Origin of the sequence: Paraburkholderia sp. A3BS-1L, from assembly GCF_051125215.1 — a bacterium.
Taxonomy (GTDB): domain Bacteria; phylum Pseudomonadota; class Gammaproteobacteria; order Burkholderiales; family Burkholderiaceae; genus Paraburkholderia.
In genome coordinates, this window is sequence record NZ_CP120444.1 from 13,811 (window position 1) to 30,416 (window position 16,606).

Sequence of the window (16,606 nt, forward strand, 5' to 3'; positions counted from 1 at the left end):
TGGCTTTCGTCGGCCGATATGCAGAGGGCCAATCAATACGCAGGCGGCCGCGCGCGCCCCGAGCATAGCGTTCGAGGCATCCGGGATTCCCTCAGCAGAGCAGGAGTAGCCATGCGCCACGCGCTTCGTTCGGTTTTGTCCTGTCTTGTCGCTGTAACGACGCTGCTCGTCACGCCGGCCGCGTCGCTCGCCTGCACGCGGGTTGTCTATCTGGGCGCCGACAACGACGTCATCACGGGCCGCTCGATGGACTGGAAGCAGGACGTCGCCACCCATCTCTACATTCTCCCGCGTGGTATCGCGCGCAACGGCAAGGCCGGTCCGAACTCACTGAAGTGGGTTGCCAGATACGGCAGCGTCGTCGCAACCGGCTACGACGTCTCCACCACCGACGGCATGAACGAAAAGGGCCTCGCTGCGCAACTGCTCTGGCTCGCCGAGTCACAATATCCGCCTTTCGACAAGAACTCGAAACCCGGACTGACCATCGCCGCATGGGCGCAGTACGTACTCGACAACTTCGCTACCGTTTCGGAAGCCGTGGACGCGCTCAGGAAAGAGCCCTTCACCATCGTCACGGACAACGTCCCCGGAGACCAGCGTCTCGCCACACTGCACCTCTCGATGTCGGACGCCACCGGCGACAGCGCCATCATCGAGTACATCGGCGGCAAGCAGGTCGTCCACCACGGCCGGCAGTATCAGGTCATGACCAATTCACCGACCTTCGACGAACAACTCGCCCAGAACGCGTACTGGAAGCAGATCGGCGGCACCGCCTGGCTACCGGGCACCAATCGCGCGGCCGACCGCTTTGCGCGCGCCTCGTTTTACATCAACGCGATCCCCAAGAGCGAAGACCCTGACATCGCACTCGCCAGCGTTTTCAGCGTAATTCGCAACGTGTCGGTGCCATACGGAATTAGCGCTGAGAATGAACCGAATATCTCATCCACGCGCTGGCGCACCGTTGTCGACCATAAGCGCATGCTCTACTTCTTCGAATCGGCCCTTACCCCCAACACGTTCTGGGTCGACCTCAAGAAGGTGGACTTTTCCTCGGGCGCGCCCGTCAGGCGTCTCGACCTCGGCAAGGATCAGCGCAATACCTTCAGTGGCGAAGTTTCCGCAGACTTTCAGCCCGCGCAGCCGTTTCCGTTCCTCGGTCTCGATGCAGGAAAGTCCCGCTGATGCAAACAGTGATCAACGAATCGTTAGCGTGACAGAAGGAAGTAAACCTGCTGGGCCTCCATAAGCAAATTGGCTGTGGCTGCAATAAGGCGTACCCACCAGGCGCAGGAAAGCTGCGCCTCTCGCGCAGCAAGGTCAACTCACGAATGCGCGAAAATCGGGCCAAGACCGGGAATCTCGGAGCCGTCCACGCGGGCACCCGAGGCCCAAGTGCCCGCGGCCGAGCCGCCATAAGACGCCGTGGCGACACGGTCGTGCGCGTGCAGGCGTGCTTCGGCCTGCTGGATGTTTCTCGGGTACTGCGTTTCGTCTGCGGAAGGGTTGTAGCCGGCCTGTTCCAGTGCGACCAGTTCCTGATGTACCTGGGCGCGCGTGAGCGGCTGGGTCGACTGGGCAAACGAGAGAGCGGGCAGGGCGATGGTGGCGGCAACGATGAGCGATTTGACGAGGTTCACGGTGTTCTCCAGAAGAAAATTTAAAGGGCTTGCAGGCGGGTATCGCGTTCCGGTTTTCGTTCGGTGCTGCATTGCGTCCTGCCATGGAAGTATTTGACTGCGCGCACGTATCTCGCTTGTGTCGGGAGTGAGGGGCGGGTGCAACGCTGTGTATCGGCTGGCAGCGCGGATACATGCGGATACAAAATCTGTATCGTGACCGTGATTGAGAAACAAAACTGAAAGATTGTTGGCGCGTGCAGCGGCGATTGTTGTCGGCGCAGTCATAGAGTGATGCCGCGCGCGACGGTTGTGCTGAGCCGTCTGGTCAGCTAATCTGTGCATATACACAGAAATGCCCGACACTTTTGCGCGCACTGCGTCCGCTCCTGTGCAACGCTCTGGTGAAGGACACGGCGGGCGCAAGCGATTGCCGCCGCCGTCGCTTCGCACTTGCGCCGGCGGGCCTTGCGCGGCTTGGCGAGCGGGTGTGCATTGGCGCGCGGCGCAAGACGAGTTCGAGCAGCGCTTCGGAGCGATGCATGCCGCATGCCGCCTGTCGCGTGGCCGTGGCGCGAGGGTAATTACGCGCGTGGTCGGAAGTTTCCGGTGATTCACGCATGGGCCGCTTTCAGTTGTTCGGCGGCTTTTTTAATTTTTATAGTGCATATGCACAGGTGATCGTCATGTCGAGTCCTTCCACACCCGCGCCGGCTGAATCGCGGCGCGAGCGCGTCGGCCTGCCCTGGAGGCGTCTCGCGGTGGGCGCGGTGGCGCTTGTGCTCGCGATCGCGGGTGGCTACTGGTTTTTCGTGTTGCGCTTCATACAAACCACCGACGACGCCTACGTGGGCGGCAACGTCACGGTGATGGCGCCGCGCGTGAGCGGTTTCGTCTCCGGGATCTTCGTGCAGGACAACCAGCGCGTGCATGCGAATCAGGTGCTCATGCGGCTCGACGCGCGAGACTACGACGCGAAGCTCGCGCAGGCCGACGCCGAGCTCGCGAGCGCGCGCGCCGCAGTGACGGAGCTCGAAGCGCAGCGCACGCTGCAGGCCGCGGTGATCGGCCAGCATCAGGCCGAAGTGCGCGCCTCGGACGCGGAGCTCATTCGCAGCGCGCAGGATCAGACGCGCTACCGCGAACTCGTGAAAGACGATGCCGTGTCGAATCAGCTGGTCGAGCGCGCCGATGCTGATTATGCGAAAGCGCAGGCCTCGGTGGCGAAGAGCGGCGCAGCGGTGGTGGCCGCGCAACGCCAGCTCGACGTGCTCGCCGCGCAGATCGCCGACGGCGAGGCGCGCGTGGCGACCGCCGAGGCGAACCGGCGTCTCGCCGCGCTCAACGTCGATTACACGACGATCCGCTCGCCGGTGGACGGTTACGTCGGCAACCGCACGGCTCGGGTGGGCATGCTCGCGAACGCGGGCGCGCCGCTGCTCACGGTGGTGCCGGCCACCGACCTCTGGGTGGACGCGAACTTCAAGGAAGACCAGCTCAAGAAAATTCACGCAGGAGACCGCGCCGACGTCGCACTCGACGCCGCGAGCGGCACGCTGCACGGCACGGTGGAAAGCCTCGCGCCCGCCACGGGCGCGACCTTCAGCGTGCTGCCGCCCGAGAACGCCACGGGCAACTACACGAAGATCGTGCAGCGCGTGCCGGTGCGCATCCGCGTGAAGGTGCCGCAAGGCATGGAAGGCGTGCTGCGGCCCGGTCTTTCCGCCACGGTGACGGTGCATCTGGGCGACGGCGCGCAGACCGGCGCCTCCGCGCGCTGAACGAGGGCGGCACGCCATGAACGACACGACTTCCATCATCGAAGTACGCCCTGTAACGGCCGGGCACGAGGCCCGCGCGGCGCACCTCAAGCTCGCGCCGCACGAGCAGCCCATGGCGCAGCGCGCCTTCGCCTTTGCGCTGATGTGCATCGGCTTTTTCATGGCCACGCTCGACATCCAGATCGTCGCCTCCTCGCTGCGCGATATCGGGGGCGGGCTTTCCGCGAGCCAGGACGAGCTGTCCTGGGTGCAGACCGCCTACCTGATCGCCGAGATCATGGTGATCCCCCTGTCCGGCTGGCTCTCGAAGGTGTTCTCCACGCGCTGGCTGTTTGTGGCCTCGGCGGTGGGCTTCACGATCACGAGCATGCTGTGCGGTCTCGCCTGGGACATCCAGTCGATGATCATGTTTCGCGCGCTGCAAGGCGCGCTGGGCGCGGCGATGATCCCCACCGTGTTCACCACGGCCTTCGTGCTGTTTCCGGGCAAGCAGCGGCTTGTGGCGTCCACGACCATCGGCGCGCTCGCCTCGCTCGCACCCACGCTCGGCCCCGTGATAGGCGGCTGGATCACGGACCAGTGGTCGTGGCACTGGCTGTTCTACCTGAACCTCGTGCCGGGCATCGCCGTGGCCGCGCTCGTGCCGAAGTACGTGCATATCGACGAGCCCGATCTCTCGCTCATCAAGCGCGGAGACTATCTCGGCATCGTGCTGATGTGCGGCTTTCTCGGTTGCCTCGAATACGTGCTCGAAGAAGGCCCGCGCAAGAACTGGTTCGGCGACGACGCCATCGTGGCCTGCGCATGGATCTCGGCGATCTGCGGCTTTCTCTTCGTCGTGCACGCACTCACCGCGAAGGATGCGGTGGTCGACCTGCGCGCGCTCGCGGTGCGCAATTTCGGCATCGGCAGCCTGCTTTCGTTCGTCACGGGCATCGGCATTTTCGTGGCGGTGTTCCTCACGCCGCTCTTTCTCGCCGAAGTGCGCGGCTTCAGCTCGTTGCAGATCGGGCTTTCGCTGCTCTCGGTGGGCGTGTTCCAGATGCTCGCGCTCGGCGTTTATGCCTTCGCTACGCGCTTTTTCAGCCTGCGGGTGTTGATGCTGTTCGGCCTCGTTTGCTTCGGCCTCGGCTGCTATTTGTACGTGCCGATCACGCACGACTGGGGCTGGCAGCAATTCCTGCTGCCGCAGGCCCTGCGTGGCGTGGGCCAGCAGTTCGCGATTCCCCCGATCGTCACGATGTCGCTCGGCTCGCTGCCGCCCTCGCGGCTCAAGTCGGCAAGCGGCCTGTTCAACCTGATGCGCAATCTGGGCGGCGCAATCGGCATTGCGGTCAGCTCGACCATGCTCAACGACCGGCTCAACTTCCACTATCTGCGCCTGAACGAGCACGTCGTGCAAGGCGTGCCACAAGTCCAGACCTTGCTCGCGGGGAGCACGGGCCACTGGGCCTCCGTAGCAGGCAACACGCTCGACGCGTCACAAGCGAGCCTTGCGCAACTGCATGCGCTCGTGCTGCGCGAGGCGCAGGTGATGACGTTCTCCGATACGTTTTTCGTACTCTCGCTGTGTTTCGTGGTTGCCATTGCCTGTGTGGCGTTCTCAAATCCGATCCATGGGGCGCCGCCGCCCGATGCTCACTGAGCTCATGAGGTTTCCTATGCAATCGATAAACCAACGTTTCCGGAGCTCGGCACGCATGGGACTCGCGGCGCTAGCGGCGGCCGTGTTGGCCGCCTGCGCCGTGCAGCCCGCGCAGCACGCCGACCTGCCTGCCGCCGTGCAGGCGACGGCTCCTGCCGCATGGCGCATCGACGCGCCTGCGGATGCCGTCGACGTGCGCGCGTGGTGGGCCCAGTTTGGTGACCCGACGCTCGACGCGCTGCTGTCTACCGTGCTGAGCGGCAATCTCGACCTGCAAGCCGCCGCCGAGCGTGTGAAGCAGGCGCAATCGATCACGACGCAGAAGCACGCCGCGCTGCTGCCGCAACTGGACTTCACGGCGCGCGGCGCGTACGCGCGGCAGAACACGCCGCCGCCGCTCGGCTACGTGAAGCAGGCGGGCGCGGGTCTGGCGTTGGGCTGGTCGCCCGACGTATTCGGCGGCGAGCGCCTCGAACTGCTCGCGGCTCAGGCGAATCTGGTGGGCCAGCAACACGCGCTGGACGCAGTGCGGCTCGCGCTGGCGGCGGACACCGCGTCGGCGTATGTGGACTTGCGTTGGGCACAAGCCGAATTAAAGATACTCCAGGATAACGTATCGATCAGGCAACGCACGTGGCAGCTGACTCAGGACCGCCTGAAATATGGCCTTTCGACGCAACTCGACGTATCGCGCGCGCAAACGCAGTTGAGCGAGTTGCAGGCACGCATTCCGCGTGCGCAGGCGAGCGTCGATCATCAACTGAACCTGATCGCGGTGTATACGGGGCGCACACCCGAATCGGTTGCGCAGCTTGCGCTGGCTGAGCCCGCGCCGATTCCCGCCGCGCCCGCGAGCGTGCCGCAATCGCTGCCCTCGGAGGCCCTGCTGCGCCGCCCCGACATCCAGGCCGCTTACGCGACCGTGCAGCAGCGCGCTGCGGAAGTGGGCGTCGCGCGCGCGGAGCGCTATCCGAAGTTCACGTTGAATCTCACGGACGGCGTGCTCGCTTCGTCGTATCTCGGCCTGCCCACGCTTACCGACAATCTTTTCAGCGCGGCACTCAGCGCCACGAGCCCGATCTTCAACGCGGGCCGCATCACCGCCGACATCGAGCAGAACGAGAGCCGCATGCGCGAGTCGCAACTGAACTTGCAGCAGACGATGTTGCAGGCGCTGCGCGAAGTGGAGGACAGCCGCAGCGACCTCGTGAGCACGGCGGGACAGACGCAGCAGTTGCGCGACGCCGTGGCGTCTTCCGGGCAGGCGCTCAAACTCGCGAATCAGCTATACAAGGGCGGCGCAACCGACTTTCTCGACGTGCTGAGCGCGCAGCAGACCTGGCTTGCCGATACCGATCTGCTCAACGACGCGCAGCGCGAGCGCGCGCTCGCGGCGGTGGCGCTCTACCGGTCGCTGGGTGGCGGCTGGAGTCAGAGCGGCGAGGTGGTCGCGGCGGGCGCAAGTATGGCGGCCACGCGCGCGGCTCGAGGCGGATGACCATGCGCGCCGCCGTGCGAATCTGCGTGCGGCCGGAGCAGTCGTTTGGGTCATGGCGCTCATGTACCCGCGCGCACTGTAGCGCGCCATTGCGCGGGCGTCATCCCCACGTGTCGCTTGAAGCTGCGCTGAAACGCGGCATCGGACTGATAGCCCACGAACTCGCCGATCTCGGCTACCGGCTGGCCACCTTGCGCGAGCAAGCGGCCGGCGAGCGTCATGCGGATGTCGGTGAGGACCTCGGTTGCGCTGCGCCCGATTGCTTCGTCGAAGTGGCGCGCGAACGTCGCGCGCGACATGTGGCACAGCGCGGCGAGCTCCGGCAGCGTCCACGGCTTGCCGGGCGCATCGAACATGGCGTCGATGGCCGGTTGCAGGCGCGGTTGCCGTGCGAGCGCGAGCAGGCCGCGCGGCGGCACATCGGCACGGCTTGCATAGCGCAGCGTGAGCGCGAAGAGCGCACCCGAAAGATGGTTGACGAGCGATTCGCTGCCGGGCTGCGCGTCGAGCGCCTCGTCGCGCAGCAGCGCGATCAGGCGCACGAGACGCTCGGGCGGGTTGTCGCCGGCACTGGCGCTGTGCACCACGAGCCGCGCGGGCAGATTCTCGCGCAGCAGGCGCTGCGGCACGGCGGGCAACAGGAAGCTGCCGCAGAGCACATCGGCGGCGCGGTTTTCGGCAAGGTTGGTTTCGACCGCATGACCGTGCTCGAAGCGCCGTTCGACAGCGGCCGGCGGCGCGCCGCTGCCATCGTGCAGCAGATGGGGCGCGCCCGAAGGATACAGCACGATGTCGCCCGCATGCAGGGCCGTGGGTGCGCCGTGCGCATCCTCGACGATGGCCTTGCCGCTCAACATCACGTGATAGCGGATCTCGCGCGCGTCGGCGGCGGGCTGATCGATGCGCCACGGCGCGCCGAAGTGGCAGCGCACGTCGAGGCGGCCCGCGACGGGCATGAGCGTGAGCAGGCGGCTGAGGATGTCCATGGGCGGCATGGATGAGACGAATGGGCATGAAGTCGCGTCATTCTGGCATTAATAGCTTGGGGGCGCGCGACTAAAGTGACTGCATGCCATCGACGATGGCTACGCAACGCAGTCAGTGCAATTCAACTCAAGGAGTCGATCATGTCCCGTCTTTCCGCCATTCGTCCCGAAGCCGCCACGGGCGCAGCCGCCGAAATCTTCGCGAAGATCCGCAAGGCCATCGGCAAGGTGCCGAACGCTTATGCCACCATCGGCACGCACAGCCCCGAAGCACTCGGCGCGATGCTGGCCGTTGATGCGGTGCTGGCCGGCGGCTCGCTTACGAAGCCCGATATCGAAGCCGTCAAGCTTGCGGTGAGCGAAGTAGCGGGCTGTGACTACTGTATCGCTGCGCATACGCTGGCAGGCAAGGCCGCGGGTCTTTCCCCCGAAGCCATGAAGCAGCTTCGCGCCGGCGCTGCAACCGGCGACGCGAAGCGCGATGCGCTGGTGCATTTCGTGCGCGTGCTGGTGCGCACGCACGGCACGGTTGCCGAAGCCGAGGTGAATGCGATTCGCGGCGCAGGCTATACGGAGCGCCAGATCGTGGAGATTGCGCTTGCCATCACGTCGATCACATTCACGAACCTCGTAAACCGGGTCAACGATACGACGCTTGATTTCCCGGCAGTGGCGTAATTGCATAGCGACGCTCGCGCGCTGGAATTTCGCACTGCCTGGATGGCGTGCCATAAAACGTGCCACGAATCACGAGCATCGATTCGGCGAAAGCAGCCTGCCACCCGGTACGTACCGCCATCGGCGCATACAATGGCGCACAAAAAAGCGTGCAGGCGACGGAACTGGGCGCGATTTGGTCGTGACGCTTTGCATCGGCGGCGGCCAGGGTATCGCGCTCGCGCTCGAGACAGTATGATGGCCGGGCGCGGACGGGGCCGAGCGAGGCGAGCAGGGCGCATGATGGACGAAGCAAATCGAGGTAATCACAGATGGCAAAGCGAGTGGCACGTGAGGAATGCAATTGTTTCGCGTTGCGGCAGGCGGCGCGCTTCGTTACGCAGCTTTATGAGCGCCATCTTTCGCAGGCGGGCGTCACGGCTGCGCAATTCACGATTCTTTCGCGTCTCGCGGGCCGTCCGGACGCCACGGCTGCGGAACTCTCCGACGACCTTGTGATGGACCGCACGACGCTCGTGCGTGCGCTCAAGCCCTTGCAGCGCGACGGCCTCGTGCTCGCGTTCGCGGCGGAGCACGACACGCGCACACTGGTCTATCGTCTTTCGGCGGACGGCGTGCGCCGCTACGAGAAGGCGCACTCGCTGTGGCTCGACGCGCAGGCTGAATTCGAGCAGCACATGAAGCGCGACCGCGCCAAGGCGCTGCGCTCAGAACTCTTCGCGCTTACCGGCGCTGCGGGATGAACGTTCGAGGTTCACCCGGCGCACTGGGTGGGGTCCGAAGGTTATCGCCGGCGTCCAGACGTACCGGGTAAAGCCACGATATTGTGGTGGGTCAGATGGTGGTCCAACAATTGCACGAACGCCCACGTCCAATACAGATAAGACTTTGACGGGAATAGCAGGCTTTCGCATGAAAATCCTCATCGCGCGCATGAATCACGAGACCAACACGTTCTCGCCGGTGGCGACGCCGCTGGCCGCGTTCGGCGGCAACGGCCCCGCGTGGGGCGAGGACGCGTATCGCGAGAACAAGGGCATGCGCACGGCGATGTCGGCGTTCATCGACGCGGCCGAGCGCGAGGGCGCGCAAATCGTCACGCCGGTGTCGGCATCGGCGAATCCGAGCGGGCCGGTGGCCGCCGATGCCTATGCGGCGATCTGCGAGGCGATCGTTGCGGCCGCGCCGGGCTGCGACGCGGTCTTGCTCGACCTGCATGGCGCAATGGTTGCGGAGCAAACGCCAGACGGCGAAGGCGATCTGCTCGAACGCGTGCGCGCGACCTTGCCCGATGCGCCGATCGCAGTCGCGCTCGATCTGCACGGCAACGTCACGCAGAAGATGATCGAAAACGCGGACGTGATGGTGAGCTTCAAGACCTATCCGCACGTGGACATGTACGAGACGGGAGAGCACGCCGCGCGCCTGCTATTCGCGCGCGTGAAGGGGCGCGCGCGCCCGGTGCTCGCATGGCGGCGTCCGCCGCTGCTCACGTCGACCCTGCGCAGCGCGAGCGCCGATGGCGCGATGCACCGCGCCGTCGAGGCCGCGCGCGCTGCCGAGGCCGAGGGCATGCTGGCCGTATCGGTGCTCGCCGGCTTTTCTCTCGCGGACATTCCCGCGCCGTGCATCAGCGTGGTAGTGGTGGGCGACGGCGATGCCGCAGCGGCGGAAGCGGTGGCCGAACGCATTGCGCGGCAGATCTGGGACGAGCGCGGTGAGTTCGTCTATCGCAGCCCGCCGCTCGCGGAGTCGGTCGCGCAAGCGGCGCGGCTCGCGCAGGACGCGCACGATGCCGAAGGCACAGGCAAGCCCGTGCTCCTGCTCGATCACGGCGACAACTGCATGTCGGGCGGAACATGCGACACGATGGATCTGCTCGAGGCGGCACTCGCGCAGGGGCTGACGGGCATGGTGAGCGGTCCGCTGTGCGATCCCGAGGCCGTTGCCGCGCTGATCGAAGCGGGCGTAGGCGCGCGCGTGACGCTCGGCATCGGTAACAAGCTCGCGCGCGAGGGCGCTGCGCCGCGCGCGCCGTTCATGGCCACCGGCGTCGTGCGCGCCATTACCGATGGCGAATACGTAATCACCGGCCCGACCTATACCGGCCAGCGTGCGTATATGGGACGCGCGGCGGTGCTCGACACGGGCGCGGCGACGCTGGTCGTGACCGAGCGCACGCACGAACCGTGGGACCTCGGCGTGTTCGAGAGCGTGGGCATCGATCCGCGCCGCGCGCGCTTTCTGCTGCTGAAGTCGCGCATGTATTGCCGGCCGGTATTCGTGCCGATCGCGGCGGGGCTGGTCGAATGCGACAGCCGTGGCGTCACGGGATCGGACTATGGGCTCTTCCGCTACACGCGGCTCGAGCGCCCCGTCTATCCGCTCGACGAGGACACCGCGTGGCGCGAGCGCTGAATGCGTTCAGCCCGATCGATACGCGTGCGAATCTCTACGACGATATCGTGAAGCACACCTCGGCGAGGCCGGGCAAGAAGCGCAGCGTGTAGAAGGCCGCAAGGGTCTTCACGAACACGAAGCACGCCGAGAGCGGGCCCCACGTCACCATGATGCGGCCGATCCAGATCTTCGCGCCGAACCAGGTGCAGCGCGAGATTACTTGGTACTTCGAACAGAAAACAGCCGATGAAGAAAATGCGGTGGTTTCCGCCGCGTCTCCCTTGTCCTGTTATCAGATACGTCAGTGCTGCCGCGCCGGTCCTCGGGGTGACCAGCGAGAGCATCTACAAATGAGTCGAATTGGATTTTGCATGCAATATATATTTTTATAAACATGCGGCTTCTGGTAGCCCACGTTAGACCTTAGGCTGAATGGACGATGGCGCGGCAGGGGCGTCCCACTAACTTGTCAACATTCGTCGCGATGCCGAATCGCCACTGGCTCGAAGCCACGAATGCCCCGCACGTTTTAATCGGGAGACGGTCCATGAAGCTGACGAAAAAGGTGTGCACGCTTACCGTTGCGGCACTCGCTACTGTCGCGGCCGTGAGTTACTCGATGGGCGCGCCCGATCAGGATCGGTATGCCGCCGGCGCATCGCCGTGCCGTCCGGCCGATGCCAGCGGGCAGCCCCAGGGCTGCGCGCCGCTCGACCGATCCCGTCTGACCATTGCCGCGCTGCACGGCATGTGACGCACGCCGCGGTCCCGGCGTGTGATTTCTGCCTGATCTGAAAACCTGCCGGGCGCGCATCGGCGCGCTCGGCAGATTGTGCTTTCCGCGAGGCAAACGACGTGGCCCGCCTCGTCCGCGAGTGCTGGACGAGGCGGGCCGGTGCTTGCCGCTTTAACGATGCAGGAGCCAGTCGACGATTCTGCCGGCCGCGTGCTCCGGCGTGTCGGCGGTCGTGTCGATGCGGATCTCGGGATGCTCGGGCGGCTCGTACGGCGAGTCGATGCCGGTGAAGTTCTTCAACTCGCCGCTGCGCGCCTTCTTGTAGAGCCCTTTGGGATCGCGCTCTTCGGCCACGGCGATCGGCGTATCGACGAAGATCTCGACGAAGCCGTCCGGTCCCGCGAGCGCGCGCGCCATGTCGCGTTCGGCACGGAACGGCGAGATGAATGAGACGAGCGCAATGAGCCCGGCGTCCATCATGAGCCGCGCCACCTCGGACACGCGCCGGATGTTCTCGACGCGATCGGCTTCGGAGAAGCCCAGGTCCTTGTTCAGGCCGTGTCGCACGTTATCGCCGTCGAGCAGATACGTGTGCTTGCCGAGCGCATGCAGCTTTTGCTCGACGAGGTTGGCAATCGTCGACTTGCCCGCGCCCGAGAGCCCCGTGAACCACACTACGCGCGGCGTCTGATGTTTGAGCGTAGCGCGTGCGCCGGCGTCGACGACCGTGGCCTGCCAGTGCACGTTCTGCGAACGCCGCAACGCGAAGTGCAGCATGCCCGCGCCCACGGTGTTGTTGGTGAGCCGGTCGATCACGATGAAGCCGCCCGTTTCGCGGTTTTCTGCATACGGATCGAACGCCACGGCGCGGTCGAGATTCAGGTTGCACACGCCGATTTCGTTCATCTCCAGCGTGCGCGCGGCCAGGTGCTCGAGCGTATTCACGTTCACGCGGTATTTCGGCTGCTGGCAGGTCACGCCCACGGTGCGCGTGCCGATCTTCAGCAGATAGGGGCGGCCGGGCAGCATCGGCTCTTCGTTCATCCAGACCAGCGTGGCTTCGAACTGGTCGGCGACGGCGGGTGGCGCGTCGGCGCGCGCGATGACGTCGCCACGGCTGATGTCGATTTCGTCTTCGAGCGTGAGCGTGATGGCCTGGCCGCTGCGCGCGCTGGCCGCTTCGCCTGCAGCAGTGATGATCGACGCGACGCGGCTATCGCGGCCCGACGGCAGTACGCGCACGCGTTCGCCGCAGCGGATCTCGCCCGCCGAAATGTTGCCCGCGTAGCCGCGGAAATTCAGGTTTGGACGATTCACCCACTGCACCGGCAGCCGGAACGGCTGGTTCAGGCGCGCGTCGTCTTCCACGGGCACGCTTTCCAGATACGCCATCAGCGAGGGACCGCTGTACCACGGCGTACTGGCGCTGGAGTCGGTGACGTTGTCGCCCGCGAGCGCCGAAAGCGGAATGCTCACGATGTCGTGCAGCCCGATCTGCGCCGCGAACGCGCGATATTCATTCGTGATCCTTTCGAATATCTCCCGCGAATACCCGACCATGTCGAGCTTGTTCACGGCGAGCACGATGCGGCGAATGCCGATCAGCGAGACGAGATAGCTGTGGCGGTGCGTTTGCGTGAGCAAGCCCTTGCGCGCGTCCACGAGAATCACGGCCACGTCCGCCGTGGAGGCGCCCGTGATCATGTTGCGCGTGTACTGCTCGTGGCCCGGCGTGTCGGCCACGATGAACTTGCGCTTGTCCGTCGCGAAGAAGCGGTAGGCGACGTCGATGGTGATGCCTTGCTCGCGCTCGGCCGCGAGGCCGTCCACGAGCAGCGCAAAGTCGAGATTGCCGCCCTGGCTGCCGACCTTCTTCGAATCGGCTTCGAGCTGGCTCAGCTGGTCTTCGAACAGCATCTTCGACTCGTAGAGCAGGCGGCCGATCAGCGTGCTCTTGCCGTCGTCCACGCTGCCGCAGGTGATGAAGCGAAGCAGGCTCTTTTCCTGCTGCGCGCTCAGGTATCGCGCGATGTCGTCGGCGATCGTGGTGGTGACTGTGGACATTAGAAGTAGCCCTCCTGTTTCTTCTTTTCCATCGATCCTGCCGAGTCGCTGTCGATCAGCCGGCCCTGGCGCTCGGACGTCTTCGCCAGCAGCATTTCTTCGATGATGCCGGGCAGGGTGTCGGCCTCGCTTTCGATCGCGCCGGTGAGCGGGTAGCAGCCGAGCGTGCGAAAGCGCACGTTCTTCATGTGCGGGACTTCGCCTTCGCGCAGCGGCAGGCGCTCGTCGTCAACCATGATGAGGGTGCCGTTGCGTTCCACCACCGGGCGCTTCTTCGCGTAGTAGAGCGGCACGATGGGAATAGTCTCCAGATAGATGTATTGCCAGATGTCGAGCTCGGTCCAGTTGGAGATGGGAAAGACGCGAATGCTTTCGCCTTTGCGTTTGCGGGCGTTATAGAGATGCCAGAGCTCAGGGCGCTGCATCTTCGGGTCCCAGCGGTGCTGCTCGGAGCGCAGCGAAAACACGCGCTCTTTCGCGCGTGATTTTTCCTCGTCGCGGCGCGCGCCGCCGAACGCGGCGTCGAAGCCGTAGTGGTCGAGCGCCTGCTTGAGGCCTTGGGTCTTCCACACGTCGGTGTGGACCGCCGAGCCGTGCGTGAACGGGTTGATGTCCTTTGCGACGCCTTCCGGGTTCACGTGAACCAGCAGGTCGAGGCCGAGGCGCTGCGCAGTCTGGTCTCGAAACTCGATCATCTCGCGGAACTTCCACGTGGTGTCCACGTGCAGCAGGGCGAAGGGCGGCTTGGCGGGGTAAAAGGCCTTCATGGCGAGATGCAGCATGACGGAGCTGTCCTTGCCGATCGAATACAGCATGACCGGCTTCTCGCACTCCGCCACGACCTCGCGCATGATGTGGATGCTCTCGGCTTCGAGGCGCTCCAGATGGGTCAACGTCGGGCTCAACATCGATAGTCTCCTGTTTTTCATGCATCGCTCGCGGTTCGGGTTGATCGACGGGGGAATCGACGGGGGAATCGAAACACGCGGCTGCATGGAGGAGAACTTACCGGCTTGGGGGCTGTGAATTCTTCGTCCGACCGGACTAAGATCCGGCGGTCCGCGATCGGACGGGCAGGATCAACTTGCGGCGAGTTGCTGCGTGAGCGCGGGATCGTTGGCGGGGCCGAGCACGCAGCTCACGCCCGCCGGGTCGTAGATTCTCGCGACGCAGGCGTTGCAGCTATTGCACGCTGAGCGCGTGACGGTGCCGTCGCGAAAGTGCGTGACCAATGCGGGATCGTGGATCAACGCCCGCGCGAGCGCCACGCAGTCGAACCCTTCGGCCATCAACTGCCCGACGCCGTCGATCGACAGCACGCCACCGACATAGGCAAGTGGCATTTTCACGGCATCGCGTATCGTTCTGGAATCCTCAAGGAAATAGTGCTCGCGGAAGCGCAGATCCCGCGGCGTGCGCATTTCCAGCACCTTCACCCCGAAGCGCGCGAACGCATGCGGCGCGGCGGCCTTCATCGCTGTAGTGGGCATGGGACTGCCGAACAGTACCCAGGGGCTTTCCACATTGCGCCCGCCGCTCAGCGTGAGGAGATCGGCGCCGGCCGCTTCCAGCAGGCGCGCGGTCACCGCCGAATCGTGCGCGGTGTTGCCGCCCGGCACGCCGTCGTTCACGCTCAGCTTGCACGTGACCGCGAGTTGCGCGCCCACGGCGTCCTTGACCTGATTGAGCACGTGCACGGGAAAGCGGCTGCGCTGCTCGACGCTGCCGCCAAAGCCATCGTGGCGGCGATTGCTGAGCGGTGAGAGAAACTGGTTGAGCAGATAGCCGTGGCCCATATGGATTTCCACGGCGTCGAAGCCGCTCTCGCGCGCGAGCTGCGCCGCTCGAGCGAACTCGGCGGCCATGCGCACCATGTCGACCTCGCTCATCGCGCGCTGGAAATACACGCCGTAGAGCATGCCGAATGCGTTCAGTCCGCCGGACGCCGAACCCGGCGCACGGCTGCCGCCGTGGCGCATCATCGTGAACGAGCCGGCATGCGTCAGTTGCAGGCACGCGGCAGCGCCTTCGCGATGCACCGCATCGGTCAGCGCGCGCAAATGCGGCACGATGCCTGCGTGCATATGCATTTGATGCGGGAACGTCAGGCCGTCGGCGGCCACGGCCGCATAGGCCACTGTCGTCATGCCGATGCCGCCGGCAGCCAGGTCGCGATGGTGTTTGAGCAGCGCCTGGGTGGGCAGTCCGGCGGGCGTCATGCCCTCGTTGGCGCCCGCCTTGATGAAGCGGTTGCGCAGCGTGAGCGGGCCGAGTCGCACCGGAGAAAATGGCGAGGGCGGCGGATCGCCAGCGTGTTCTTTGTGCATGTCGCTCACTCCGTGGTGATTTCAGAAAGCGTCCGGGCGCACCGTCGCGTCGTGGCCGCCGTCGATAAAGAGCACGCTGCCATGCATGAACCCGGCCTGCTCGCCGCAAACATAGTGGATCAGCGAAGCGATTTCGCCGGGCTCGGCGCGGCGCCCGACCGGTGGCACGAACTGGCGGATGGCCTCGCCGTAGCGCGCATCGCGCAAGCCCGCTTCGAGCAGCGGCGTTTGCACCGCGCCCGGTGCGACAGCGTTCAGGCGCACGCCGGCACGGCCCCATGAGTCGGCGCGGCGGCGCACCGCGACGGCGAGGGCGTGCTTGGAGCTGGCGTAGGCAAGGTAGCCGGCCTGGTCGGCGGGGCTTGCATCGACGAGAGCGTGCACGCGAGCCTCGTCGCCATCGAGAAAGGCTTCGTGCAACGGATGACCGCTCCACGGTTGCAGTGTCGCGGAGTTCGACGACACCACCACGGCCGCCGGCTGGCTGCCGCGCTTGAGCGCTTCGAACAGGCCGTCGAGCAGCGCAAGCGCGCCGAAGTAGTTGACGCTTGCGCCCAACGTAGCAGGCTCGGCCTGCGGACCGAGGCCCGCGCAACAGACCAGCGTGTCGATGGCGTCGCCGCTGCGCGCGAGCACGGCATCGAGGGCGGCTGCGCGGCCGGCGGCGTGCGAAAGGTCGGCGCATACGTCGGCGCGCGCGATATCGACGCCGATCACGTGCATGCCGGCATCGGCGAATTGACGATGAACGGCCGCGCCGATGCCCGAGGCGCTGCCGGTGATGACTGCGGTTTTCATGTGTGGGCTCTTCGGTTGGAGTGGCGGGATGAGGGGAAGCGCCGCGCCTGGTCCGCCGACCGTGCGCG

The 16,606-nt window shown here is 65.4% G+C and carries 14 protein-coding genes and 1 pseudogene; 8 read left to right on the plus strand and 7 right to left on the minus strand.

Going from position 1 to position 16,606, the window contains the following annotated elements; genetic code table 11:
* Positions 1 to 111 precede the first annotated feature (111 nt).
* Positions 112 to 1,191, plus strand: coding sequence for a linear amide C-N hydrolase (locus P5W99_RS25160; protein ID WP_421027607.1), 1,080 nt, complete (start codon positions 112 to 114; stop codon positions 1,189 to 1,191).
* A gap of 140 nt (positions 1,192 to 1,331) precedes the next feature.
* On the opposite strand, the gene P5W99_RS25165 is transcribed toward P5W99_RS25160, so the two are convergent.
* Complete coding sequence (locus P5W99_RS25165; protein WP_421027608.1) at positions 1,332 to 1,646, minus strand: DUF4148 domain-containing protein; 315 nt, start codon at positions 1,644 to 1,646, stop codon at positions 1,332 to 1,334.
* Positions 1,647 to 2,311: 665 nt separating this feature from the next.
* On the opposite strand from P5W99_RS25165, the gene P5W99_RS25170 reads away from it, so the two are divergent.
* The 3 genes from P5W99_RS25170 to P5W99_RS25180 all read left to right on the plus strand — a co-directional run bounded on the left by P5W99_RS25170 (position 2,312) and on the right by P5W99_RS25180 (position 6,549).
* Complete coding sequence (locus P5W99_RS25170) at positions 2,312 to 3,406, plus strand: HlyD family secretion protein (RefSeq protein ID WP_434664855.1); 1,095 nt, start codon at positions 2,312 to 2,314, stop codon at positions 3,404 to 3,406.
* 112 nt (positions 3,407 to 3,518) lie between these two features.
* Positions 3,519 to 5,051: a DHA2 family efflux MFS transporter permease subunit gene (locus P5W99_RS25175; RefSeq protein WP_421028026.1), complete on the plus strand. Its 1,533-nt coding sequence runs from the start codon at positions 3,519 to 3,521 to the stop codon at positions 5,049 to 5,051.
* A gap of 16 nt (positions 5,052 to 5,067) precedes the next feature.
* Positions 5,068 to 6,549: an efflux transporter outer membrane subunit gene (locus tag P5W99_RS25180; protein WP_434664857.1), complete on the plus strand. Its 1,482-nt coding sequence runs from the start codon at positions 5,068 to 5,070 to the stop codon at positions 6,547 to 6,549.
* A gap of 59 nt (positions 6,550 to 6,608) precedes the next feature.
* Here the strand turns inward: P5W99_RS25180 and P5W99_RS25185 are convergent, their stop codons facing one another.
* Positions 6,609 to 7,535 (minus strand): AraC family transcriptional regulator, encoded by a 927-nt coding sequence (locus tag P5W99_RS25185; RefSeq protein WP_421027611.1) that lies wholly within the window; start codon positions 7,533 to 7,535, stop codon positions 6,609 to 6,611.
* 141 nt (positions 7,536 to 7,676) lie between these two features.
* Between P5W99_RS25185 and P5W99_RS25190 the strand changes: the two genes are divergently transcribed.
* From P5W99_RS25190 to P5W99_RS25200, 3 genes are all read left to right on the plus strand, one after another.
* Positions 7,677 to 8,213 (plus strand): carboxymuconolactone decarboxylase family protein, encoded by a 537-nt coding sequence (locus P5W99_RS25190; protein ID WP_421027612.1) that lies wholly within the window; start codon positions 7,677 to 7,679, stop codon positions 8,211 to 8,213.
* 311 nt (positions 8,214 to 8,524) lie between these two features.
* The gene (locus P5W99_RS25195; protein WP_434664859.1) at positions 8,525 to 8,956 is read left to right on the plus strand and encodes a MarR family winged helix-turn-helix transcriptional regulator; all 432 of its coding nucleotides are present in this window, start codon (positions 8,525 to 8,527) and stop codon (positions 8,954 to 8,956) included.
* A gap of 169 nt (positions 8,957 to 9,125) precedes the next feature.
* Positions 9,126 to 10,631: a M81 family metallopeptidase gene (locus P5W99_RS25200; protein WP_434664861.1), complete on the plus strand. Its 1,506-nt coding sequence runs from the start codon at positions 9,126 to 9,128 to the stop codon at positions 10,629 to 10,631.
* Between the two features lie 46 nt (positions 10,632 to 10,677).
* Here P5W99_RS25200 and P5W99_RS25205 read toward each other — a convergent pair.
* Positions 10,678 to 10,870: pseudogene (locus P5W99_RS25205) on the minus strand (MFS transporter); the annotation flags it as partial.
* A gap of 290 nt (positions 10,871 to 11,160) precedes the next feature.
* Between P5W99_RS25205 and P5W99_RS25210 the strand changes: the two are divergent.
* A complete protein-coding gene (locus P5W99_RS25210; RefSeq protein ID WP_421027615.1) occupies positions 11,161 to 11,367 on the plus strand; it encodes a hypothetical protein in 207 nt (68 codons plus the stop codon).
* A 153-nt stretch (positions 11,368 to 11,520) separates the two neighbouring features.
* On the opposite strand, the gene cysN is transcribed toward P5W99_RS25210, so the two are convergent.
* The 4 genes from cysN to P5W99_RS25230 form a co-directional block, all read right to left on the minus strand.
* Entirely contained in the window at positions 11,521 to 13,413 is a 1,893-nt protein-coding gene (gene cysN, locus P5W99_RS25215; RefSeq protein ID WP_434664863.1) for a sulfate adenylyltransferase subunit CysN, read from the minus strand.
* Positions 13,413 to 14,321: a sulfate adenylyltransferase subunit CysD gene (cysD, locus tag P5W99_RS25220; RefSeq protein ID WP_421027617.1), complete on the minus strand. Its 909-nt coding sequence runs from the start codon at positions 14,319 to 14,321 to the stop codon at positions 13,413 to 13,415. The genes cysN and cysD overlap by 1 nt, the downstream gene beginning before the upstream one ends.
* 171 nt (positions 14,322 to 14,492) lie before the next feature.
* Positions 14,493 to 15,740: an NADH:flavin oxidoreductase gene (locus P5W99_RS25225; RefSeq protein ID WP_421027618.1), complete on the minus strand. Its 1,248-nt coding sequence runs from the start codon at positions 15,738 to 15,740 to the stop codon at positions 14,493 to 14,495.
* 21 nt (positions 15,741 to 15,761) lie between these two features.
* Positions 15,762 to 16,538, minus strand: a complete 777-nt coding sequence (locus tag P5W99_RS25230; RefSeq protein WP_421027619.1) for an SDR family oxidoreductase — start codon at positions 16,536 to 16,538, stop codon at positions 15,762 to 15,764.
* Positions 16,539 to 16,606: the final 68 nt, after the last annotated feature.

Excerpts from the sequence above, each read along its gene's own strand:
- P5W99_RS25160 (WP_421027607.1), top strand. The coding sequence starts at position 112 with ATGCGCCACGCGCTTCGTTCGGTTTTGTCCTGTCTTGTCGCTGTAACG.
- P5W99_RS25170 (WP_434664855.1), top strand. The coding sequence starts at position 2,312 with ATGTCGAGTCCTTCCACACCCGCGCCGGCTGAATCGCGGCGCGAGCGC.
- P5W99_RS25175 (WP_421028026.1), top strand. The coding sequence starts at position 3,519 with ATGGCGCAGCGCGCCTTCGCCTTTGCGCTGATGTGCATCGGCTTTTTC.
- P5W99_RS25180 (WP_434664857.1), top strand. The coding sequence starts at position 5,068 with ATGCAATCGATAAACCAACGTTTCCGGAGCTCGGCACGCATGGGACTC.
- P5W99_RS25185 (WP_421027611.1), bottom strand. The coding sequence starts at position 7,535 with ATGGACATCCTCAGCCGCCTGCTCACGCTCATGCCCGTCGCGGGCCGC.
- P5W99_RS25190 (WP_421027612.1), top strand. The coding sequence starts at position 7,677 with ATGTCCCGTCTTTCCGCCATTCGTCCCGAAGCCGCCACGGGCGCAGCC.
- P5W99_RS25195 (WP_434664859.1), top strand. The coding sequence starts at position 8,525 with ATGGCAAAGCGAGTGGCACGTGAGGAATGCAATTGTTTCGCGTTGCGG.
- P5W99_RS25200 (WP_434664861.1), top strand. The coding sequence starts at position 9,126 with ATGAAAATCCTCATCGCGCGCATGAATCACGAGACCAACACGTTCTCG.
- P5W99_RS25210 (WP_421027615.1), top strand. The coding sequence starts at position 11,161 with ATGAAGCTGACGAAAAAGGTGTGCACGCTTACCGTTGCGGCACTCGCT.
- cysN (WP_434664863.1), bottom strand. The coding sequence starts at position 13,413 with ATGTCCACAGTCACCACCACGATCGCCGACGACATCGCGCGATACCTG.
- cysD (WP_421027617.1), bottom strand. The coding sequence starts at position 14,321 with ATGTTGAGCCCGACGTTGACCCATCTGGAGCGCCTCGAAGCCGAGAGC.
- P5W99_RS25225 (WP_421027618.1), bottom strand. The coding sequence starts at position 15,740 with ATGCACAAAGAACACGCTGGCGATCCGCCGCCCTCGCCATTTTCTCCG.
- P5W99_RS25230 (WP_421027619.1), bottom strand. The coding sequence starts at position 16,538 with ATGAAAACCGCAGTCATCACCGGCAGCGCCTCGGGCATCGGCGCGGCC.